A 21,208-nucleotide genomic window follows, 5' to 3' on the forward strand; every position below is an offset into this window, starting at 1 on the left:
AACAATTCCGTGAAAGTCTCGCTGGGCGGAGGGCTGATTATCTCAGTCTTCCGGGAGTACCGACACCGCAGCCTTCTCGGCGATCAGGTCCAGCGCGGCCTGGTCCTGGGGGAACCCGGTCACCGACATCTCGAAGTCCGCAGCGTCCTGGTCGGCGGTTGCTACGTATTCCACGATCACCGGTCGCAACCACTTGATCGGGATGTAGGAGTACGTCAGCTGCGACACCCGTCGCTTCCGCTCATCGATACCGACGGGGGCGTCATCGGACTGGCTGAGCACCTTGAAGACTTGCTCGTGCGGAATCGAGGACTGCAGGCTGGGCACCAACTGGTCGCGCTTCTGACGCGGGGTCTGCTTGATCGGGTAGACCGGTGACACCCGGATCCAGCGCGTCCCGGTGGGGTCGGTGAACTTGGCCTCGCCCTTCTCGGTCACCGACTGCTTCCAGCCTTTCGGCACCCGCACCGACAACCGCACCGGCGGTGGATCCACTCCCTGAGCGTTCTGCACCAGATCAATGGTGAATGTCAGCTGATGGAAACTCAGCGCGTCCGGCTCTAAAGCCTCGTACCCGTCAGGTTCCGCCGTCTTGACCGGCAGCGGCACATTGGTCGGCGAGGTCGTGATCCCACCCAACGGAGCCGGAACTCCGGAGACGGTGACTGTGGACGGATAGGTCAGCACCCCGGTGGCGTAACCTCCGGCGACGCCGAGCACGGTCGCGAGCAGTAGCCCGCCAACCAGTACTGTCCGCTTCGCCCGCACCGAGACATCCTCTCAGGCGCACGGCCCCCCGAACCAAACCGGTTGGTCCGGGGTGTCGCTCGGCGTCAGTAGACCTCGATGCGGTCGAGGCTGATGATCGGGGCGGCGGCGGAGGGGTTCTTGTCGCCGGTGACTCGGACCTTGAGGGTGTGGGGGCCGGGGGAGAGGGTGGGGGTGAGGTAGGTGAGGTGTTCGCCTACTCGGATGGAGCTGTAGTAGTCGACGCGTTGTTCGGGGCCGCCGTCGACGGAGATGGCGGCGATGCCGTTACCGGTGTCCTTGACGCTGAGGAGGGCGGCTCGGGTGCCGGTGAAGCGGATGGTGGCGGTGGCGTTGGTTTCGCCGCTCCAGTGGTCGTCGGACCAGAAGCACTGGTTGCCGCAGCCGGATCCGGAGCTCCAGTTACCGGCGTACTCGATCTGGTTGAGGCCGGTGCCGGTCTGGGTGTCGTTGATCCAGTAGTTGCTGGAGCCGGGGTCGCCGGAGGGGAGGTTCTGGGTGGCGCCGGCGGCGAGGGGGCTGCCGAGGTTCGGCGTACCGTCGGCGTTCCAGCTGATCTTCTGCGCGCGTGAGGTGCGGAAGTCGTAGGTGTAGGTGCTGGTGTTCTTGCCGTGGTAGGCGATCCAGTCCTCGGTACCGTCGGGCGACTTGAAGAACGAGTGATGGCCGGGACCCCAGACTCCGGTGGAGTCGTTGCGGGAGAAGATCGGGCCGGGGTGCTGTTGCCAGTTCGCGGCGACCATCGGGTCGGCGTTGTTGGCCAGGCTCTTCATCCAGAGCTGGTAGTCCGGCTTGCCGGTGTCGCATGTCGAGTACGTCAGGAAGACCCGGTCGCGACCGTAGAGCGGCGTCGGCCCTTCGCGCACTTCGTTGCAGCCACCGTCGGCGGGGATCGCGACGCGGGTGCCGGTGGCCGTCCAGGGGTTGCTCATCCGGACGATGTACAGCTGCTGTGGTCCGCCCATCCCGCGGCCGGGTCCGGTCCAGACGAAGTACTGCCGGCCGTTGACGGTGATCGGCTCACCGTCGATCGCGTACTCACCGAAGTCGGCGATCTTCGCCTTGAACGAGTACGGGCCGATCGGGTCGTTGCCCGCGGACTCCAGCACATACATGCGGTGGTTGGCGTCCACGCCGTCGGAGGCCGTGTAGTAGATGTACCAACGGCTCCCGACGTGCCGGAACGCCGGCGCCCACATCTGCGTGTTGCGGCTCGTGTTGCTGTCGCGCCAGACCACCTGCTCGGGCTGGATCAGTAGCGTGGCAAGGCTGTTCGAGGACCAGATCCCGATCCGGTCGCCGCGCGTGGTCGCGACGTAGTACTTGCCGTTGTAGAACATCAGCGACGGATCCGCCGAGGGGTTCACCGGGTTGCGGAAGGTTTGCGACATCGCCGCGTGCTCCTGTGGTTCGGCGGCCGGTGCGGGACTCGCGAGGCCGCCGGTCATCACGGCCGCGAGCAACGTGCAGAGGATGGGGCGGACGAACCTCATGGCGGGACCTCTTCCGAGCCGCTGTGCCAACGTTGTAGAGACACTTTCTACCGGGACCTGTACGACGTTGTAAACAGCTCACACCAGGATCGAAAGGCCACCCGCGGAACCGGCCGCGCGCAACCGGCGTCGAAGCTCGCATGAAGCTCAAGGTGCGGGTCGTGCACTACCGGGAGGACTCCTGGTACGCCGACATCGACGACGCGGAGGACCGTCAGCCCGACGATCCTTTCTGGTACGCCGATGGCTGCCGCACGCAGTCGGAGGCGATCCGGCTCGCGTGCGCACAGCTCGCCGTACTGGAACAGGCTGTTGCCACCGGCACTGTTCTGAACCGGATCAGTGCCCTGGCTGTCGCCGCGTAGCCGGATCGAGACTCGCGAGACCTGGTAACGAACGGTGACGGGGCGTCATCATGGGGCGATGCTGGGGGAATCGCAAGGCACCAAGGGTGAGGCCACGATCGAGCAGATCGGCCGGCGCCGGACGTTCACCAGGACGCTGCAGCTGGCGATCGTTCTGCTCGTCGTGCAGTGGCCGATGCGCAAGGCGGTCCAGGCCGGGATCGACTGTGAGGTCCCCGGCCGGCTCTCGCTGCTCGTCGATGCGACGTTCATCATGGCCTACGTCTACGCGGCGTACCGGGCCTACAAGTACGTCCGCTTCCTGAATCGCCAGTCCTGGCGCACAGTTGCGGCCGTCGGCTCCTGGCTGGTGATGGCCGCCGCCGTCCTCGACGTCATCGAGGACCTCAAGCTCTGGTCCAACTTCGGCGGGACTACCTGCGCGGACTTGTCGACCGGCCTGCTGACCAACGTGATGATCGCGACCTTCGTGGTCGGCTGGATCGTCCTCGCGGTCTCCTATTTCGCGACCAGCCGCTTCGGTCAACGCAAGCTGTACGGCGCGGAGCTCGCCTCGCCGGCCACGTTCACCCCGAGCCAGCAGGACAACAGCCGCGACAACGGCAAACTGATCATCACCTGCTCCGGCGGCGGTATCCGCTCAGCCTCTTTCTGCCTCGGCGCTCTTCAACACCTGCGCGAACTCGGCTTGTACGACAGGGCATCCACCGTCATCGGCGTGAGTGGCGGTGGCTATACCGCGGCCGCCTTCCACGTCCTCCGTCGCGCCGTACCGGATCCGTTCGCGCAGGGCTCACCCGAACTCGCCCGCCTCCGCCGCCAGACGCGGTACCTGCTGCAAGGCGGCCGTACGATCTTCCTGGCCGGCCTGTCCGTCCTCTTCGGTCTCGTCGTCAACCTGTTGCTGATCGGCATCACGCTGCGCGCGATCGCCTGGGTGCTCGGCTGGTTCCTCGGCAACCAGCACGTGATCAGCGCGGGCTACACCGACATCCACGTGAGCTGGCGGCCGGGCGGTTCCTGGCACTTCCTCGCGTTGTCGGTCGGCCTGCTCGTGATCAGCGCCGCGATGTTCCTGATCGAGAAGATCTGGGACCGATGGGCCCGGATGCCCGACCCGGTTCGCAAGGTGCTGAACGCGATCAGCGGCATCACGCTCCGGTACGGCGTTCCGGTCGCGGTCCTGCTCCTCGGCGTACCGGGCGGTCTCTACCTGATCGGCCAGCTGCCCGGCGATAGCGGATTGCCCTCGGCCCTGCTGGCACTGGTGGATCCGACCAAACAAGGCGTCGCGTCGTTCAGCGCCCTGGTCCTCGTCCTGATCGGTCTGGGCCGCTCGGTGTGGAACGGATTAGCTGCCGAAGGCAAGGGTTCGTCCAAGCTCCGTGATCGCCTCCTCGCGTTCGCCCGCACCAAGCTCGCGCCCTGGGCCGGTACGGCGATCATCGGGGCGGCCGCGGTCATCGTGCTCCTGCGCTGGACCGGTGGCTACGCGACCGACAGGGCGTTCCGGAGCGACTGGGGGGTCGCGGTGATCCTGGGCGCGATCGCCCTGGCCATCAAGGTCCTCACCGACGCGAACCGTACGTCGCTGCACTCGTTCTACCGCGAGCGGTTGTCGCGCGCGTTCCTGGTCGAGCGCAAGCCCAACGGCTCCGCGGCCGCGATCGACTACTACAAGCGCCTTCGCTACTCGGACTGGGCCAAGCCGAACGAGGCCGGCCCGCAGCTGGTGATCGCCGGTGTCGCGAATGTCGAGGACGCGGACTTCGTTCCGACCCAGCGCGACTGCGTGCCGTTCGTCTTCGATGCCGAGGACATCGGCATCATCGGCGACCGTTCGCTCCCGGACGGCGGACGGCGTCGTACCGATGACTACGAACGCGAGGCGGACGTCCTGCTGCGCGAGGTGACGGTGCCGGCCGCGATGGCGATGAGCGGTGCCGCGGTCAGTCCGCTGACCGGTCGCGTGAACGGGCGGACCAGGCCGGTTCGCCTGCTGCTCGCCGTACTGAACGCACGCCTGGGCGTCTGGCTGCCGAACCCGTACTGGAACAACAACGTCGACGACACGTTCCCGCCGGTGACCGGCTTCTTCCCCAAGCTCAGCCGGTACGTCGGCAGCATCATCGACAAGCCGGGCCCGTACCGTTTGTTGCGCGAAGCAATCGGTTCGCCGTCGATGTACGACCGGCGGATCTACGTCACCGATGGCGGTCACTACGACAACCTCGGCCTGGTCGAGGCGCTTCGCCGCAAGCCGGCGCAGGTGATCGTGATCGACGCGTCGAACGACGCCGAGGACCGCTTCAGCGCGCTGGCCGAGGCGATCGCGACCGCCCGGATGGACCACGGCATCCAGATCGACGTCGACCCGAAGCCGATGATCCGCGGCGCCAAGGCACGCGCGGACCGGGCCTGGGTCTACGGCATCGCCACGCACCCGCAGGCCGACGGTGAAGACAAGCCGTACAAGACGGAGATCTTCATGGTGAAGGCGGTGATGGCCGGGCACCTGGACTGGGATCTCGAGGTGTACGCCGGTCGGCACCCGGACTTCCCGCGGTCGCCGACCAGCGACCAGTTCTACGACGAGTGGGACTTCGAGGCCTACCGCTCCCTCGGCTACTCGCTGGCCGAGTCGCTCACCGGCCACCATCGCGTCCGCGATCGCCTGAACACTCCCTAGCAAGAACACGCCCTGGGCAACAACTGAGTGTTACTGAACCGGTTGTCTGCGTAGCCGAATCCACAGCCTGTGGAAACCAAGGCAACCAACTCTGCGGCTGCACATGCAGTCCGCAGAGTGAGCCATTGCTTGCCGGGGCGTGGTCCTGGTGATGAGATAGGCGCCGTGCCGGAAAACTTTACGAAGATTTAGTCGTGACCTTCGGCGCACCAGGTCGTTGATCAGTCAGACAGTTCGGATCAACGGCACAGATTTACTGGGGAATCTGGGAAGGACCGCCCGTGTACCGATTCAATCCGCCACCCGACTGGCCGGAGCCGCCGAGCGACAGCTGGCAGCCGCCGCCTGGCTGGGCACCGGATCCCGAGTGGCCGGACGCCCCGGACGACTGGGGGTTCTGGGTGGGCCGCACCGGCCGCCCGGCCAATGGTCCGCTCGGCGCCTTCGGGTCCGTCGACGCCGGCCGCCTCGAGTTGGCCACCGCCGACCCGTCGCTCGTCCTGATGCACGCCTGAGTCTTCGTGTCACCAGCTGTTCGCCCCGCCTACTACAGGCGCAGTCGGCGGGCGGCGAACCGGCTCCCGTCCGCCCCCGAGGCGACGGGAGCCGACTCATGCTGGCCTCTTATCGCTACCTGGTGTTATCTTCTCAACTGACCTAACAGTCTGAGGGGAGCCGGCGTGGCCTGGATCGGCATCGACCTCGGGACGCAGAGCGTGCGTGCCGTGCTGGTCGACCCCGACGGCACCGTTCTGGCTCGCGCCTCCCGGCCGCTGACCAGCGTCCGGGACGGTGTCCGGCACGAGCAGGATCCGCAGCACTGGCTCGACGCGGTCGATGCCTGCCTGGTTGACATCGGCATTGTCCCGAGCGGTATCGCGATCTGTTCAACCTCCGGCACCTTCCTGCTGACCGACGTCGCAGGCCGCCCGCTCACCCCTGCCCTGATGTACGACGACGCCCGCTCAGCCGCCCGTCGTGTCCACATCGTGGACGCCGACCCAGATCGCTGGGCGACCTCGATGCAGCCCACCTGGGCCCTGCCGAAGGTCCTGGACCTGGTTGCCGACAGTGATCAGCGCGTTATCCACAGTGCTGATTTCGTGGCCGCCCACCTGGTCGGACACCCGGTCGCGACCGATACGAGCCATGCCCTGAAGACCGGCTACGACCTCGTCGCGGACAGCTGGCCGACCGCCGCCTTCGACAAACTCGGCCTACCGCTCGAGGTCTTCCCCGAGGTCGTCCGGCCCGGCACCGAGCTCGGCCGTACCCCAGCCGGTGAGCCCGTCTGTGCCGGGATGACCGACGGCTGCGCGGCCCAGATCGCGGCCGGCGCGCTGGCCCCGGGCTCCTGGAACTCAGTGCTCGGTACGACGCTTGTGCTGAAGGGGGTCAGCGAGCAACTCCTCGATGACCCGACCGGCGCGGTCTACAGCCACCGGCACCCCGATGGCGGCTGGCTTCCCGGTGGTGCCTCCAGCAGCGGCGCCGGCGTACTGACTGATCTTTTGCCTGGTGCAGACCTCGATGCGCTTGATCGAGCCGCGCGGCCAGTCGATGCAGTCATCTATCCGCTGGCGAAGACCGGGGAGCGATTCCCCTTCGTCGCGCCGCAGGCCGAGCCCTTCCTACTGGGAGCGGTCGATGGCGATCTGGAGACGTACGTCGCTGTCTTGCAGGGCGTGGCGTTCATCGAGCGGCTCGCCTTCGAACATCTCGAGGCGCTCGGAGCCGACCCGGTTCGCAGCGTCGCATTGACCGGTGGCGGGACGCGCAGTGGCTACTGGAACCAGCTCCGGGCCGATGTGCTCGGCGTACCGGTTGAGCTTCCGGTCGCCGCAGACCCGGCGTACGGGATGGCCGTTCTCGCGGCCTCCCAAGGAGGCTCGGTGACCGAGACCGCCCGGCGGATGGTCCGCATCGATCGCGTCCTCGAGCCGCGGCCGAGCCGGCTCGACGACCTGTACGGCGCTTTTGTCGCGGAGCTCGACGCGCGGGGGTACCGCGGATGAGGACCACGATCGTGCTGGCCCGGCACGGGCGGACCGCGTGGCATCACGGCAATCGCTACACCGGCTCGTCGGACCTGCCGATCGACCAGGTCGGCCAGCGGCAGGCGCTGCAGTTGCGGGAGTGGGCGATCGACTTCGCGCCGGATGCGCTGTGGTGCTCGCCGATGCTGCGGGCGCGGCAGACCATCGCACCAACCGCCGACGCCCTGGGTTTGGAGCCCAAGCTGGACGCGCGGTTGCGTGAGGTCGACTTCGGATCGGCTGAAGGCAAACGGCTGGCCGAGATGCCACCTGCTGTCGCCGTTGCCTTCGAGTCGGACCCGGTCCGCGACTACTTCCCGGGCGGTGAGGATCCGGCCAAGGCTGCAGACCGGGTGGCCGAGGTGTTCGCCGAGATCGAGGGTGGCAAGGTTCTGGTGGTCGCTCACAACACGCTGATCCGGCTGCTCGTCTGCCGGGTGCTGGGTCTGCGTTTGAACGACTACCGCAGACTTCTTCCAGCACTCGGTCCCGCGGCGCTCGTGCGCTTCCGCAGTCAGGACGGCACAGTGGGACTCGAGGCCTACAACGTTCCCGCAGTGCGAATGGAGGCCCCGTCATGACGACAGAACCCGAGGGTGAGCTGAGTCGTCCCGCGCGCCGGCAGGCCGAGATCGCGGCGTACGTCGTCGAGCACGGCTCGGTGTCGGCCAACGACCTGGTCGAGGCGTTCGGGGTGAGCGTGATGACGGTGCACCGCGACCTTGACGAGCTGGAACGCCAAGGCGTGGTCCGCAAGTACCGCGGCGGGGTCAGCGCGCAGCCGACGAGCGTGTTCGAGAGCAATGTGGCCTACCGGATGAACACCGCGCAGACCGAGAAGGCCGCGCTGGCCCGGTATGCCCGCACGATGATCGAGCCGGGGATGTCGGTGATGCTGGACGACTCGACCAGCGCGCTCGCCCTGGTCGACCTGCTCGAGGACATCACCCCGTTGACCGTGGCAACGAACTTCCTGCCCGCGATCACCCGGCTGACCGACCGGCGCGACATCACGCTGGTCGCGCTCGGTGGGATCTACTCGGCGACGCACGACTCGTTCGGTGGGATGCCGTGTGCGGAGGCCGTCGAGGCGCTGCACACCGACCTGCTGTTCTGCTCGGTGTCAGCGGTCTCGCCGACGCACGCCTTCCACCAGGAGGAGGAGATCGTCCTGGTGAAGCGCGCGATGCTGCGCGCGGCGAGGACCAAGGTGCTGCTGGTCGACCACGCCAAGCTGCAGCGCACCGCCCTGCACCGGCTCGCGCCGCTGAGCGACTTCGATGTCGTGGTGGTCGACGAGAAGACCCCGGAAGAACTGATCCGCCCGCTGCGCGACCACGGTGTGACCGTGGAGGTCGCCGCCTTCTAGAAGGGGATCCGTATGGATGTCGGCGTCGATGTCGGCACGACCGTGACCAAGGCGGTGGCGTTCGATCCGGAGGGCCGGCCGCTGGCCGAGGCCTCGCGGCCGACGCGCTTGGTGCGTCCGTCGGTGGGGCGGTTCGAGCACGAGACCGCCGAGATCGTTGCCTCGGTCAACGAGGTGGTCGGTGAGCTGGCGGCCGCGGTAGGGGATCGGCCGGGTGTGCTGGCGATCACGGCACAGGGTGATGGGCTGTGGCTGGTCGACTCCGAGGGTGCAGCTGTGCGGCCAGCGATCTCGTGGCTGGATGCGCGAAGCAGCGCGATTCTTGAGCAGTGGACGGCTGATGGGGTCGCAGAGCGGGTGTTCCGCCGCTCCGGTAACCGCATGTTCCCGGGAGCATCCGGTCCGCTGCTGGCCGCCGTACTGGCTGAAGAGCCGTCGGTGATCGCGGCGGCCGAGACTGCGGCGTACTGCAAGGACGTCGTCATGCAGGCGCTGACCGGGGTGCGCGCGACCGATGTCTCGGATGCGTCGGCTCCTTTCCTGGATCCCCGGACCGACTTGTACGACGACGAAGCGCTGGCCGCGACCGGTCTCTCCGAGCTGCGGCGGTTGCTGGCACCGGTCGCTCCAGACGGTGCGGTCGGTGAGCTGCGCGATGCGTCGACCGGTATGGCTCCCGGCACTCGGGTTTCGGCGGGCCCTTACGACCTTCCGGCTGCGGCCGCCGGTGCCGGGGTGGAGACGCCGGGCGATGCCTTGCTGACCGTCGGTACGACGCTCGCCTGCCAGGTGGTCACTGACGCATTGCCCTTAGATGGTGAGCCGGCTGGCTTGTTGCTCGGCACGTGGACGCCCGGCCTGTGGTTGCGAGCAATGCCTGCGATGGTCGGTACGGCGGCGCTCGACCGCGTGCTCGCTCTCGTCGGAGCCGGTACTGATCAACTGCCCGCGTTCCTGGCCGAGAGCCCACCTGGTGCGCAGGGCGTGACCGTGCTGCCGTACCTGTCCGAGGCCGGCGAGCGCGCGCCGTTCGTCGACACCCGGGCACGCGGGACTCTCGACGGCATCTCACTCTCCACGACAACCGCGGACCTGATCCGTGCGACCTGCGAGGGAATCGCGTACGCCGCTCGGCACTGCCTGGAAGCGGCCGGCTGGACTGGCAAGGTGACGGTCTGCGGTGGTGGCGCTCGAAGTGCCGAGTGGACTCAGATCCTGGCCGACGTGCTCAACACGCCCCTGCACACGACGGCTGCCGAACAGGTCGCCGCGCGTGGTGCGGTGATCTGCGCCCGCCGCAGCTTCGACGCCGTCGGGCCCGAATGGATCGCATCCACTCGTCAGGTCGACCCGGACCCGGGCCGCGCGGCCTTCTACGCCGAGGGCTACGCCCACTACCTGCGCCGGATCGAGAACGCCCGCACCCGCTGGGCCGATCCCGCACCTATTCAAGGAGCTTGATGAGAACCGTCACCACTCTGCTTGCCGGTGATCATTTCGTCCGCAACTCGTTGCTCGCCTCGGCGTTGCAGTCGGTCGAGGGCGTGCAGTTCGACTTCCGCGAGATCACGTTGCCGTGGCCGCTCACGCCGTACGGGCCGGTAGCGGAGGTGGACGAAGCGAGCGATGCCGAGGACCAGCTGATCGCGGCGCTGCCGGGGGTGGAGTTGGCGATCACGCAGATGGGCCCGTTCACCGAGCGGGTGCTGGATGCTGCGCCGGACCTGCGGTTCCTGGTCGTCTGTCGTGGTGGGCCGGTCAACGTCAACGTGCCTGCGGCAATCAAACGCGGCATCACGGTCGCCTCCACCCCTGGACGCAACGCCGTCGCTGCCGCCGAGCATGCCGTCGCATTGATGATGGGGGCCTTGCGCAACCTTCCACGCCTGCAAGGAACGCTGGAACAGGGCGAATGGCGCAGCGATCTCTACGCGTACGACGAGTGTGGCGCGGAGCTGGATGGAGCCACCGTCGGACTGGTCGGGTACGGCGCGATCGGGCAACGAGTCGCCCGCGTCATGCTCGCCTTCGGAGCGTCGGTCGTTGTGGCCGACCCGTACGTCGATCCTGCGGGAGTCCCTGCAGGCATTGAGGTTGTCGAGTTGGACGAGCTGCTGCGGCGATCGGACGTGGTCAGCCTGCACGCGCGGCTGACCGACCGGACGCGGGGGATGATCGGGGCAGAACAGCTCGCCCTGATGCCGCGCGGCGGCGTACTGGTGAACACTGCCCGCGGCGGTCTGCTCGACTACGACGCGACCGTGGATGCCCTGGAATCGGGGCAGTTGGGTGCAGCGGCCTTTGACGTCTTCCCGGTCGAGCCGCTGCCCGCCGACTCACGGTTGCGGTCGGCCCCTAACGTGGTGATGACTCCACACCTGGCCGGAGCGACCCGGCAGACCGCCCTTCGGGCGGGCACGATCGCCGCTGAAGCCGTTGCTGCCTACCTTGCCGGGGAGGATCCGGTAGGACTGGTGTCATGAAGCTTGCGACCTCCACGACCTGGACCGAGCTGCTTCTGCTGCTGATCGCCTTCGTGCTGTCGATGCTGATCGGGATCGAGCGGCAGGTGCAGCAGAAGAGCGCCGGCATGCGCACGCACACGCTCGTCGGGACCGGCGCCGCGCTGTTCACGCTCGTCTCCGGCTTCGGCTTCAACGCGGTCCTCGGTACCGACGTGAACCTCGACCCGTCCCGGATCGCCGCCCAGATCGTCTCCGGGGTCGGTTTCCTCGGCGCCGGCGTGATCTTCATGCGCCGCGACGTCGTCCGCGGTCTCACCACCGCCGCCACGATCTGGATGACCGCGGCCATCGGCATGGCTTGCGGGGCTGGGATGCCGGTCCTGGCGGTGGCCGCGACGGTGCTGCATCTGCTCGCGGTCGGGCCGTTCGGCCGGCTCGGACGTCTCCTGCCCTCACCGGACCGCCGGCGGATCGTGACAGTGCGGTACGACGACGGGGCCGGCGTCCTGCGGGCGATTCTGGCGACCGCCACGTCGATGGGGTTCGAGGCGTCGGTACTGCGGACCGAGGTCGACCGGGACGTGGTCCGGGCCGAGATGCGCTTCACCGGCCGGGCTCCGTTGCAGAACCTGGTGCTCGCCCTGGACGACCTCACCGGGGTCACCGGAGTCCGGCTGCGCGACGACGATGATGACTGACTCTGTGAAATAGGCGAGAAAATCACACGGCTTCTCTATACCTCACCACTCAGTGGTGATAATTTCACGGCGTGCGGGAGAAATCGGTAGGTCCACAGTCGCGGCGGCGACGGGAGTACTGGTTGTTCGCGGCGCTGGTGGCGCCCAATCTGCTGGTGATCGCGGTCTTCGCCTACTGGCCGATCGTCTACAACGCGTTCCTGAGCCTGACCGACTGGAACATGATCGCGGCCCGGCCGGCCTTCGTCGGGCTGGCGAACTACGCGCGGACCCTGACCGATCCGGCGTTCCACCGGACCCTGTGGGTCACCGTCGTGTTCACCGGGTTGATCGTGGCCGGGAGCCTGGTGATCGGGCTGGCGCTCGCGTTCCTGTTCAACCTGCCGCTGAAGGGCCGCAACGCGGTGCGGACGGTGGCGTTCGCGCCGCACGTCCTGTCCGGCGCGGCCGTCGCGACGATCTGGCTGTTCATCTTCGACCCGGGCTACGGGTTGCTGCGCGGACCGGACTGGATGAACAACTCCGACTGGGCTCTGCCCGGACTCGTGATCGTCTACCTGTGGAAGAACGCCGGCTTCGCCGCGCTGATCTACCTGGCCGGCCTGCAGGGGTTGCCGAAGGAGCTCGACGAGGCGGCCGTGATGGACGGCGCGAGCACGTGGCGGCGGTTCCACGCGATCAAGCTCCCGCTGCTCGCGCCGATCACGTTCTTCCTGTTGATCACCACAGTGATCGGGACCTTCCAGGCCTTCGACGTGATCGCGGTGATGACCGGCGGCGGGCCGGGTGACGCCACCACGACCTTGAGCTGGTCGATCTACAACGAAGGGTTCCAGGCCTTCAACGCGGGACGGGCGGCGACGCTGTCGATCATCATGTTCGTCATCCTCCTGGTCGTCACCACCGTGCAGGCACGAGTGATGGAGAGGCGGGTGCACTACCGATGAAGGTGCGCGCGCTCCAGTACGTCGTACTGGTCGGAGTGGCTGCGGTGTTCCTCGGACCGCTGTACTGGCTGGTGTCGACGGCGTTCAAGCAGCCGGCCGAGATCTATCAATGGCCGCCTTCATGGTGGCCTGATCAGCTGACGTGGGAGAACTTCTCGCTGGCGTGGAAGGCGGCACCGTTCGATCGGTTCTTCCTCAACTCCACGATCATCACCGTCGCGGGGACTGCGTTGAAGGTGGTCAATGCCGTGCTGACGGCGTACGCCTTCGCGTATCTGCGGTTCCCGGGGAAGAAGGTGCTGTTCTTCCTCGTGCTCGGCGCGATGATGGTGCCGGGGCACGTGACGCTGCTGCCCAACTACCTGACGGTGGCGACGCTCGGGTGGATCAATACCTATGCAGGGTTGATCATTCCGGGCATCGGATCGGCGTTCGCGACATTCTTGATGCGGCAGCACTTCCTGACGTTGCCGACCGAGGTGACGGATGCGGCCGCGGTCGACGGCGCCGGCCAGCTGCGGACGTTGTGGCGGGTGGTGCTGCCGATGTCGCGACCGATGCTCGTCACGGTTGTGGTGATCACGGCGGTCGAGGAATGGAACAACTTCGTCTGGCCGCTGATCGTCACCAACACCGCGTCGATGCGGACGCTGCCGGTCGGCCTGCTGATCCTCAAGGACGAAGAGGGACTGGCCAGTTGGGGAACGATCATGGCCGGGACCCTGCTGGTGCTCGCGCCGATGCTGCTGATCTTCCTGATCGCCCAGCGCTACATCGTCGGCGGACTCACCCAAGGGGCGTTGAAGGGATGAGCATGCGGCGCAGGGGATTCCTCGGGCTGGCCGCGGCCTTGCCGTTGGCCGGATGCGGCTACCGATCGGTCGATGCGGCGTACTCGCAACCAGCCGGTTCGGTGCCCGTGCAGTACGCCGGACGCGTGCGGGTCGTGTTCTGGTCGTCGTACGGCGGAGTGAACGGCAAGGCGGTCGACGGACTCGTTGCCAAGTTCAACGAATCGCAGGACGACGTGTACGTCGAGGTGCAGTTCCAGGGGAGCTACGACGATGTCGCGCAGAAGGTCGCGGCGGCCCTGATCGCCAAGCAGGCGCCGGATCTCGCCGTACTGTCCGACGTGACGTGGGAACGGTTCTTCCTGAACGATGCGTTGGAACCGCTGAACGGGCACTTGAAGGATCCGGCCGTTTATCAGCCAAAGCTGTTCGGCGAGTACGTGGTGAAGGGGCAGAGCTGGTGCGTACCGTTCGCCCGCAGTACACCGATCCTGTATTACAACCGGGATGCGTTCGCTGCCGCTGGTCTGCCCGATCGCGCGCCGCGGACGTGGAGCGAGCTGCAGTCGTGGGGACCTGCGTTGGCGAAGGTGCAGGCGGGTGGACGGCCGTTGCGGGCGTTGGCGCTCGCGAAGGTCGACGGGGACTGGCAGTTCCAGGGGAACGTGTGGCAGTTCGGCGGTTCGTACTCGCGCGGGCTGGACGTCACGATCGCGGAGGCAGGCGCGGTGGCGGCGGGAGAGTGGCAGCGGTCGATGGTGCATTCCTCGAAGCTGGCCTACATGGCGAGCAGCCCGAGTACGGACTTCGCGAACGGGCTGGTGGCAACGATCCAGGAGTCGACCGGTGGGCTGAAAAGCATGACCAGCAAGGCGAAATTCCGCGTCGGCGCCGGATTCGTGCCCTCGGAGGTCGCGGCCGGGATCGCGACCGGGGGTGGTGGGATCGGGATGCTGCGGAACATCTCCACGGAGCGGAAGCAGGCGGCTGCCGCCTTCCTCGCTTTCTTGGCCCAGCCCGAGAACTCGGCCTGGTGGACGATCCAGACCGGCTATCTCCCGGTGATCGATGCCGCCCGCAAGGATCCTCGCCTGCAAGCCCTGATCGCTGCGGAGCCGAACTACGGCGTTGCGATCGCGCAGCTCGCGAATGCCCGGCAACAGGACGCGATCCGCCTGTACGGGCGCAATGCCAACGTCGCCATCTACACCGGGCTGCAGCAGATCTACGCCGACAACGCCGCACCGGCCAAGGTGTTCAGCTCGGTCGCCCGCCGGCTGGACGCGATCGGTGACGAGGTGCGACGGCTCTACGAGGAGAAGGTGCTGTGATCATCACCGGCCATCGGGGTTCGCTCGGTACCGAACCCGAGAACACCCTGCGGTCCTTCCGCCGCGCCGTCGCCGACGGCTGCCACGAGATCGAGCTGGACCTCCGAGTGAGCGCCGACGGCGAGCTCGTCATCATTCACGACGCCACCGTCGACCGTACGACGGATGGTTCCGGTGAGGTCGCGTCTCTCACGCTCGCCGAACTCCGCAGTCTGGATGCGGGTCGGGGTGAGGTGATCCCCACCTGGGCGGAGACGATTGCCGCGATCGACGTTCGGTTCCAGGCCGAGGTGAAGGCGCAGGCCGCCGTACCGGTGCTGGCCGAGTCGCTCCGTGCCGATCCTTCGTTGGCTGCTCGGACTCTGGTGACCTCGTTCCACCCGGAGATCCTGCTCGCGGTCCGACGCGTGTTCCCCGAGGCGACGACCGGGCGGATCTTCGGCCGCACGACTCCCGACGTACTGGCGCTGACGCGGGAGGCGGAGGCGACCTGGGCGCTGTGTGGCATCACCGGCCTGACCTCGGCGTTCGTCGCCGAACTGCAGGCCGCCGGGCTGTCTGTCACCGCCTGGCCGGTCCCCGACCCGACGACCCTCGACCAGGCGGTCGCGCTCGGTGTCGACGGGGTCACCACCGACAACCCTCATCTCCTCACACGTTCCAACGTCTGAATTTGTTCTTCCATGGAATATAAATGTGTGATTGGCTCTTCCGCATGGGAATCAGCATCGGTGTGGTCGGAGCCGGCCAGTTCGCCCCTTCGTTCCTGCGGCTGTGGTCCGCGCACCCGGACGTGTCCGATGTGCGGCTGACCGACGTCCTGCCGGAACGGACGGCCGAGATGGCGGCCAAGCAGGGGGTGTCGGTCACCCACCAGTCGTTCGAGGAGATGCTCGCGTCCGACGTGGACGCGGTCGCGATCTTCACCCAGCGCTGGTTCCACGGTGAGATGGCGATCAAGGCACTCGAGGCCGGGAAGCACGTCTACTCGACCGTGCCGATGGCGATCCAGGCCGACCAGATCGCGCGGATCATCGAGCTGGTCAAGGAGACCGGCCTCACCTACATGATGGGCGAGACCAGCTTCTACTACCCGTCGTCGGTCTACTGCCGCCAGCGGCTGGCCGCGGGTGACTTCGGCCGGGTGTTCTACGCCGAGGGCGACTACGTCCACGACATGGACCTCGGGTTCTACGCGGCGTACCAGTACTCCGGCGGCGAGGACTGGAAGAAGACCGCCTCCTTCCCGCCCATGCTCTACCCGACGCATGCCGTCGGCAACGTTCTGTCGGTGACCGGTCAGCACGCGACCCACGTGTCCTGCATCGGCGTCCAGGACGACCGTGGCGACGGTGTCTTCGACAGGGAGATCAGCCAGTTCGACAACGACTTCTCGAACGCGACCGCGCTGTTCAAGCTCGCCGACGGCGGCGTCATGCGGACCAACGAGATGCGCCGCGTCGGCTACCCCTCGCACATTCGTGAGTCGCGCCTGCGCGTCTTCGGTACCGAAGGCAGCTTCGAGCAGCTCGCCACCACGACCGTCTGGCAGAACAAGCAGGGCGTCGAGGACGTGTCGCACCTGATGGAGACGTCCGCAGGCAACCTCGACGACGAGGACCTGGCGAACGTCGACCCGGCCCTCCGTGACGCGTTCCGCTCCGGTCTCTCCCCGGTCCACGACCGCAGCCGCCTGCCCACCGAGTTCGACGGCCTGCACAACGGCCACGAGGGTTCGCACCACTTCCTCGCCGACGACTTCGTCCGCGCGGTCGCCGACAAGACCCTCCCGCCCGTCAACGCCTGGGTCGCCGCCCGCTACACCCTCCCCGGCATCTACGCACACCAGTCCGCCCTCCAAGGCGGCGTACAGCTGGAGATCCCCGACCACGGCGACGCCCCCGCCTGAAGCCAAGAACACGTAGTACGTCTCCTGTCGGCCGGCGCCCACGCTCAACCGCGCGGCGCCGGACCCCGGGACGCCCGCCTCTCCGTGTTCTTAGCTACCGTGAAGCGATGGACCTGTTCGCAGGAGTCTCCGTCAGCAACTACGACACCGCCGTCGCCTGGTACTCCCAGCTGCTCGGCGCCGAGCCGGCCTTCCTCCCCAACGACATCGAAGCCGTCTGGGAACTCGCCGAGCACCGCTACCTCTACATCGAGGTAGTCCCCGAACACGCCGGCCACGCCCAGCACACCCTCTTCGTCGAAGACTTCGAAGGCACCCTCGCCGCCATCGCCACCCGCGGCCTGGAACCCACCACCCGCGAGACGTACGAGAACGGCGTCCGCCACGCCACCTTCTTCGACCCCGACGGCAACGAAGTCTCCTACGGCGGCAACCCCTAGAGTCCAATCGCCCCGAGCCGCTCCCACTCCAGTACTCGGACGGTGATGACGTGCAGTCCGGACAGCTCTGCGCGGAGCAGGCGGTGCACGCCGTCGAGGATCGTGAGGCGACCATCTGGACGCCGTACGGCGTCCAGCGGGTGCGCGAGGTCGGCGGCGAGCGTGCGTGCGTACTGCTCGTGGTACCGAGCTGGATCGGCGGCGACCTGATGCGGAGTGAGCTGGAACGGCTTGCCCTCGTACGCCCAGAACGGGAGGTCGAGGTGATGAGCCAGCTCTGCGACCGCGATCTCAACCGCAGGCAAGGGCAGCGCGTGCAGGGCGTCGACCTCCCAGAGCAGGTCGAGGATGTACGGCCGCAGGATCGGTGGGATCGGCAGTGGGAAGGGCTTCACTCGTAGATCTTGCGGAGGCGGGATTGCATGGAGTTGTGGATGTGGGCGGTCATCGCCTGTTCGGCGGTGGTGGGGTTGCCGCTGGTGATGGCCTCGACGAGGGCGCGGTGTTCGGTGAGGACTTCGGGACCGATGTCGCGTTCGTAGTGCAGCCGGAAGATGTGCAGGTGGCAGTGGGTGCGCTGGAAGGCGAGGCGGACCTGTTCGCTGCCGGAGAGGGTGGCGATGAGGGTGTGGAACCGGTTGTCGTGCACTGTGAGCGACTTGTAGCCGGCGTAGTCGACTGAGGTGGGCTCGACGGCCGTGGCGAGTTCGGCGTGCAGGCGGTCGCGGCCCTCGTCGGTGATCAGTTCGGCGGCGCGGCGGGCGGCCCAGGGCTCCAGCAACAGCCGGAAGCGATAGAGGTCGTCGAACTCGGCCAGCGTGAGCAGCGTCGTCGCGCGGTACCCCTTCAGCGGCTCCTTGATCGCAAGCCCCTCGGATTCCAGCCGGGCGAGCGCCTCGCGAACCGGCGTCGACGAGACCTGGAACTCCCGTGCGAGTCCGTCGATGGAGATCCGGGCACCGGGCCGGATGACATGGTCCATCAGCATGGTTTTGATGGCCTCGTAGACGTCGTCCGCGAGCATCTGCCGGCGCAGCACCCGCCGGTCGGCGCCCGCCACGGGTTCCGCCACGTGATCAGCCTCCGGATGCGGTCTTGACCCGGCCGCATGCGTTCGGCAGGGTGGATCATGCATCATGCACGATCTGAATCACGGTAGCGCCCGAAGACCGTCCAGCGGAAGGCAACCACGGTGAAGTTCGACGAGATCGGCGTCCTACCCGAGCCGGAGGACAACGCGGCCATCTGCTCCCGCCGGCTGGACGCGGGGACCCGGATCGAGCTCGACGGCACCCTGATCACCCTTCCGCACACGATTCTCGAGGGCCACCGCTTCGCCGTACGGCGGATCGCGCAAGGCGACGCGATCACCTCCTGGAACACCCCCTTCGCCCGGGCGTCGCGCGATCTGGTCCCCGGCGACTACATCTGTACGCCGACCAGCCTGCAGGCCGTGGTCGCTCGCGGAGTCGAGGGACTTCCGACTGAACCGTCGGCCACCAACGAGCCGCTCGACCCGTATGAGCTCGACGAGAGCGCCCTCCACCTCGGTCAGCAGGTCACGAGCGTCGAGCAACCCGGCACCTTCCTCGGCTACCCCCGCGCGCAGGGCCTGGCAGGCACCCGCAACCACGTCGTCGTGATGGCGACCAGCTCGCGCAGTTCAGGCTTCGTCACGGAGCTCGCCCGGCGCTTCGACGGCGCGGCCGCGGGCGACGGCGTCGTACCGGTTGCGCACACCGAGGGTGGTGAGGACGAGGTTCCGAACAACCTGCACTTCCTGCTCGCCACCTTGGCCGGCTTCACCCTCAACCCGAACGTCGGCGCCGTGCTGATCGTCGACACGTCGGACGACGTGGTCTCCGGCCAGGCGATCCAGGACTTCATGCGCGAGCACGACTACCCGGAGATCAAGGTCCCGCACGCGTTCTTCACCCGCGAGGCCGGCTTCGAGCACGACCTCACCACGGCCGGCGCACTCATCGAACCCTGGCTCCCGATCGTCGCCGCGCAGCAGCGGGTCGAGGTTCCGCTCGCCGACCTCAAGATCGCCTTGCAATGCGGCGGTTCTGACGCGTTCTCCGGCATCTCCGCGAACCCGCTGGCCGGCCTGGTCGGCGCTGAGGTGATCAAGCACGGCGGCACCGCCGTACTGGCTGAGACCGATGAGCTCATCGGCGCCGAGCCCTATGTCCTCAAGAACGTCCGCGACCTCGCCACGGCCCGCCGCTTCCTCGCCACGATCCGCTCGTTCAAGGAACGTGTCGGCTGGCACGGTCACACCGCCGAGGGGAACCCGTCCGGCGGCAACGTGTACCGCGGCCTCTACAACATCGTGCTCAAGTCGATCGGCGCCGCCCGCAAGCTCCCGCGGGAGGTCCGCCTCGACCACGTCATCGACTACGGCGAACCACTGCCCGGCAACGGCTACATCTTCATGGACAGCCCCGGCAACGACCTCGAGTCGGTGGCCGGCCAGATCGGCAGCGGCTGCAACCTGATCTTCTTCACCACCGGCAACGGGTCGATCACCAACTTCCCGTTCGTCCCGACGCTCAAGTTCGTCACCACGAGCGAGCGATACGAGCGCCTGCACGCCGAGATGGATGTGGACGCTGGCGCTTATTTGAGCGGTACGCCGATGGCGCAGCTGACCGCGGAGACCTTCGACCTGACCGTCCGGGTCGCATCCGGTGAGCCGAGTGCGGGCGAACGCGCAGGCCACAGCCAGGTGTCGATCTGGCGGAACTGGAAGCAAAGCGGTCCGCGCGAGGGCATCTCGATCAGCACCGACGGCCGCCAGAGCCGTGCGCTGGCCGATCTTCCCGCTGACGACCGCGACGCGCCGCTATCTGGCCAACCCCTAACTGGTCTGACCTCGCGGCGCCGCACGCCGGCCAGACTGCTCACGGTTGATGATCGGCTGCTCCCGGAGGCGGTGGGGCTGATCCTCCCGACCAGCCTCTGCTCCGGCCAGATCGCGCTGCGGCTCGCCGGACAGGCGGAGCTGGAGAAGTGGGCTGGCGATGCAGTCACGCGGATGGTCGCGCTCCCGCACACCGAGGGCTGCGGCAGCAGCGGCGGCGCTTCCGAGGAGACGTTCGCCCGGATCATGCTCGGCTACCTCCTGCATCCGAATACGCGGATGGCTCTGCTTCTGGAGCACGGCTGCGAGAAGACCCACAACGACTACTTCCGCTCCCGTCTCGTCGAGGCAGGCAAGGATCCGGCTCGCTTCGGCTGGGCCAGCATCCAGGCGGACGGTGGTCTCGATGCCGTTGGTACCAAGGTGAAGGACTGGTTCAGCAGTTTCGACCTGTCTCGTCCGGTCGAGCACGACGGCGACCTGGGTGCGCTCACGATCGGTCTGGAAGCACGTGGTCCGCTCACGCCCGACACCGCCGAAGCGCTCGGCCTGATCGGGTGCGAGATCGTCGGTTCAGGCGGTTCAGTCGTGGTGTCATCGCGCAGCTCACTACTTGCGGATGACAACTTCCGCCGTACGGCGTTCGGATCCGTCGCCGAGGTTGGTCCGACGATCGCGCACGGGCAGCGCCCGGCCGCACCGGGCTGGCAGGTGATGCGGATGCCGGGGACCGATTGGATGGAGACCGCGACCGGCTTCGGCGCGTCCGGCGTACAGCAGATCCTTGCGCATGTTTCCGGCGGAACCTTGTCGGCGCAGCGATTCGTCCCGGTCGTCGAGTTCAGCAAGGACCCGGAGACGGTTGCCCGGTACGGCGACGACCTGGACGCGGTCGCGACCGGAGATGCGGCCGACCAGGCGCGGATCGGGCTGGAGACGATCGCGCTGGTCGCGAGCCGTCAGCTCGTCCCCAAGGCGGTTGCCTCCGGCAACGTCGGCTTCCAGATCACCCGTGGTTTGCTCGGTACGTCAATGTGAGAG

General features: G+C 67.4%; 20 protein-coding genes. 16 read left to right on the plus strand and 4 right to left on the minus strand.

Translation table 11 applies throughout. The features are described from left to right. Window positions 1-42: 42 nt before the first annotated feature. Both ACIA49_RS07505 and ACIA49_RS07510 read right to left on the minus strand, forming a co-directional pair. The gene (locus tag ACIA49_RS07505; RefSeq protein WP_396376289.1) at window positions 43-768 is read right to left on the minus strand and encodes a hypothetical protein; all 726 of its coding nucleotides are present in this window, start codon (window positions 766-768) and stop codon (window positions 43-45) included. Between the two features lie 65 nt (window positions 769-833). After that, window positions 834-2,261 (minus strand): glycoside hydrolase family 43 protein, encoded by a 1,428-nt coding sequence (locus ACIA49_RS07510; RefSeq protein WP_396376290.1) that lies wholly within the window; start codon window positions 2,259-2,261, stop codon window positions 834-836. A gap of 140 nt (window positions 2,262-2,401) precedes the next feature. Here ACIA49_RS07510 and ACIA49_RS07515 point away from each other — a divergent pair, with 140 nt between their 5' ends. The 15 genes from ACIA49_RS07515 (at window position 2,402) to ACIA49_RS07585 (ending at window position 17,301) form a co-directional block, all read left to right on the plus strand. Then, entirely contained in the window at window positions 2,402-2,626 is a 225-nt protein-coding gene (locus ACIA49_RS07515) for a hypothetical protein (RefSeq protein ID WP_396376291.1), read from the plus strand. A gap of 58 nt (window positions 2,627-2,684) precedes the next feature. Beyond that, window positions 2,685-5,315 carry a hypothetical protein gene (locus ACIA49_RS07520; RefSeq protein WP_396376292.1) on the plus strand — a complete coding sequence of 877 codons (2,631 nt, stop codon included), beginning with the start codon at window positions 2,685-2,687 and terminating at the stop codon, window positions 5,313-5,315. A gap of 281 nt (window positions 5,316-5,596) precedes the next feature. Continuing rightward, on the plus strand, window positions 5,597-5,830 hold the full coding sequence (locus ACIA49_RS07525) for a hypothetical protein (protein ID WP_391540920.1): 234 nt from the start codon (window positions 5,597-5,599) through the stop codon (window positions 5,828-5,830). 165 nt (window positions 5,831-5,995) lie between these two features. Then, window positions 5,996-7,330: an FGGY-family carbohydrate kinase gene (locus ACIA49_RS07530; protein ID WP_396376293.1), complete on the plus strand. Its 1,335-nt coding sequence runs from the start codon at window positions 5,996-5,998 to the stop codon at window positions 7,328-7,330. Then, entirely contained in the window at window positions 7,327-7,932 is a 606-nt protein-coding gene (locus tag ACIA49_RS07535) for a histidine phosphatase family protein (protein WP_396376294.1), read from the plus strand. The genes ACIA49_RS07530 and ACIA49_RS07535 overlap by 4 nt, the downstream gene beginning before the upstream one ends. Beyond that, window positions 7,929-8,720, plus strand: coding sequence for a DeoR/GlpR family DNA-binding transcription regulator (locus tag ACIA49_RS07540; RefSeq protein ID WP_396376295.1), 792 nt, complete (start codon window positions 7,929-7,931; stop codon window positions 8,718-8,720). Before ACIA49_RS07535 ends, ACIA49_RS07540 begins: the two co-directional genes overlap by 4 nt. A 12-nt stretch (window positions 8,721-8,732) precedes the next feature. Further along, window positions 8,733-10,181: an FGGY family carbohydrate kinase gene (locus ACIA49_RS07545; protein ID WP_396376296.1), complete on the plus strand. Its 1,449-nt coding sequence runs from the start codon at window positions 8,733-8,735 to the stop codon at window positions 10,179-10,181. Continuing rightward, entirely contained in the window at window positions 10,181-11,203 is a 1,023-nt protein-coding gene (locus ACIA49_RS07550; protein ID WP_396376297.1) for a 2-hydroxyacid dehydrogenase, read from the plus strand. The genes ACIA49_RS07545 and ACIA49_RS07550 overlap by 1 nt, the downstream gene beginning before the upstream one ends. After that, window positions 11,200-11,883, plus strand: a complete 684-nt coding sequence (locus ACIA49_RS07555; protein WP_396376298.1) for an MgtC/SapB family protein — start codon at window positions 11,200-11,202, stop codon at window positions 11,881-11,883. The genes ACIA49_RS07550 and ACIA49_RS07555 overlap by 4 nt, the downstream gene beginning before the upstream one ends. 71 nt (window positions 11,884-11,954) lie before the next feature. Beyond that, window positions 11,955-12,830: a carbohydrate ABC transporter permease gene (locus ACIA49_RS07560; RefSeq protein ID WP_396376299.1), complete on the plus strand. Its 876-nt coding sequence runs from the start codon at window positions 11,955-11,957 to the stop codon at window positions 12,828-12,830. After that, window positions 12,827-13,642, plus strand: a complete 816-nt coding sequence (locus ACIA49_RS07565) for a carbohydrate ABC transporter permease (protein WP_396376300.1) — start codon at window positions 12,827-12,829, stop codon at window positions 13,640-13,642. The genes ACIA49_RS07560 and ACIA49_RS07565 overlap by 4 nt, the downstream gene beginning before the upstream one ends. Before the next feature lie 2 nt (window positions 13,643-13,644). Further along, window positions 13,645-14,952 (plus strand): extracellular solute-binding protein, encoded by a 1,308-nt coding sequence (locus ACIA49_RS07570; protein ID WP_396376301.1) that lies wholly within the window; start codon window positions 13,645-13,647, stop codon window positions 14,950-14,952. After that, entirely contained in the window at window positions 14,949-15,623 is a 675-nt protein-coding gene (locus tag ACIA49_RS07575; RefSeq protein WP_396376302.1) for a glycerophosphodiester phosphodiesterase, read from the plus strand. The genes ACIA49_RS07570 and ACIA49_RS07575 overlap by 4 nt, the downstream gene beginning before the upstream one ends. A gap of 44 nt (window positions 15,624-15,667) precedes the next feature. Then, complete coding sequence (locus tag ACIA49_RS07580; protein ID WP_396376303.1) at window positions 15,668-16,861, plus strand: Gfo/Idh/MocA family protein; 1,194 nt, start codon at window positions 15,668-15,670, stop codon at window positions 16,859-16,861. Between the two features lie 107 nt (window positions 16,862-16,968). Next, window positions 16,969-17,301: a VOC family protein gene (locus tag ACIA49_RS07585; protein WP_396376304.1), complete on the plus strand. Its 333-nt coding sequence runs from the start codon at window positions 16,969-16,971 to the stop codon at window positions 17,299-17,301. Here ACIA49_RS07585 and ACIA49_RS07590 read toward each other — a convergent pair. Continuing rightward, window positions 17,298-17,696, minus strand: coding sequence for a hypothetical protein (locus ACIA49_RS07590; protein ID WP_396376305.1), 399 nt, complete (start codon window positions 17,694-17,696; stop codon window positions 17,298-17,300). The two genes, ACIA49_RS07585 and ACIA49_RS07590, sit on opposite strands and share 4 nt — an antisense overlap. After that, a complete protein-coding gene (locus ACIA49_RS07595; protein ID WP_396376306.1) occupies window positions 17,693-18,373 on the minus strand; it encodes a GntR family transcriptional regulator in 681 nt (226 codons plus the stop codon). The genes ACIA49_RS07590 and ACIA49_RS07595 overlap by 4 nt, the downstream gene beginning before the upstream one ends. A 120-nt stretch (window positions 18,374-18,493) precedes the next feature. On the opposite strand from ACIA49_RS07595, the gene ACIA49_RS07600 reads away from it, so the two are divergent. Beyond that, window positions 18,494-21,205, plus strand: a complete 2,712-nt coding sequence (locus tag ACIA49_RS07600) for a UxaA family hydrolase (RefSeq protein ID WP_396376307.1) — start codon at window positions 18,494-18,496, stop codon at window positions 21,203-21,205. The last annotated feature ends 3 nt before the right edge of the window (window positions 21,206-21,208 follow it).

The organism is Kribbella sp. NPDC051587, from assembly GCF_044453945.1.
Classification (GTDB): Bacteria; Actinomycetota; Actinomycetes; order Propionibacteriales; family Kribbellaceae; genus Kribbella.

Bases quoted from the DNA above. Each gene is read 5' to 3' on its own strand.
- ACIA49_RS07545 (WP_396376296.1), top strand. From the start codon at position 8,733: ATGGATGTCGGCGTCGATGTCGGCACGACCGTGACCAAGGCGGTGGCG.
- ACIA49_RS07540 (WP_396376295.1), top strand. From the start codon at position 7,929: ATGACGACAGAACCCGAGGGTGAGCTGAGTCGTCCCGCGCGCCGGCAG.
- ACIA49_RS07515 (WP_396376291.1), top strand. From the start codon at position 2,402: ATGAAGCTCAAGGTGCGGGTCGTGCACTACCGGGAGGACTCCTGGTAC.
- ACIA49_RS07550 (WP_396376297.1), top strand. From the start codon at position 10,181: ATGAGAACCGTCACCACTCTGCTTGCCGGTGATCATTTCGTCCGCAAC.
- ACIA49_RS07520 (WP_396376292.1), top strand. From the start codon at position 2,685: ATGCTGGGGGAATCGCAAGGCACCAAGGGTGAGGCCACGATCGAGCAG.
- ACIA49_RS07535 (WP_396376294.1), top strand. From the start codon at position 7,327: ATGAGGACCACGATCGTGCTGGCCCGGCACGGGCGGACCGCGTGGCAT.
- ACIA49_RS07510 (WP_396376290.1), bottom strand. From the start codon at position 2,261: ATGAGGTTCGTCCGCCCCATCCTCTGCACGTTGCTCGCGGCCGTGATG.
- ACIA49_RS07585 (WP_396376304.1), top strand. From the start codon at position 16,969: ATGGACCTGTTCGCAGGAGTCTCCGTCAGCAACTACGACACCGCCGTC.
- ACIA49_RS07580 (WP_396376303.1), top strand. From the start codon at position 15,668: ATGGGAATCAGCATCGGTGTGGTCGGAGCCGGCCAGTTCGCCCCTTCG.
- ACIA49_RS07555 (WP_396376298.1), top strand. From the start codon at position 11,200: ATGAAGCTTGCGACCTCCACGACCTGGACCGAGCTGCTTCTGCTGCTG.
- ACIA49_RS07570 (WP_396376301.1), top strand. From the start codon at position 13,645: ATGCGGCGCAGGGGATTCCTCGGGCTGGCCGCGGCCTTGCCGTTGGCC.
- ACIA49_RS07565 (WP_396376300.1), top strand. From the start codon at position 12,827: ATGAAGGTGCGCGCGCTCCAGTACGTCGTACTGGTCGGAGTGGCTGCG.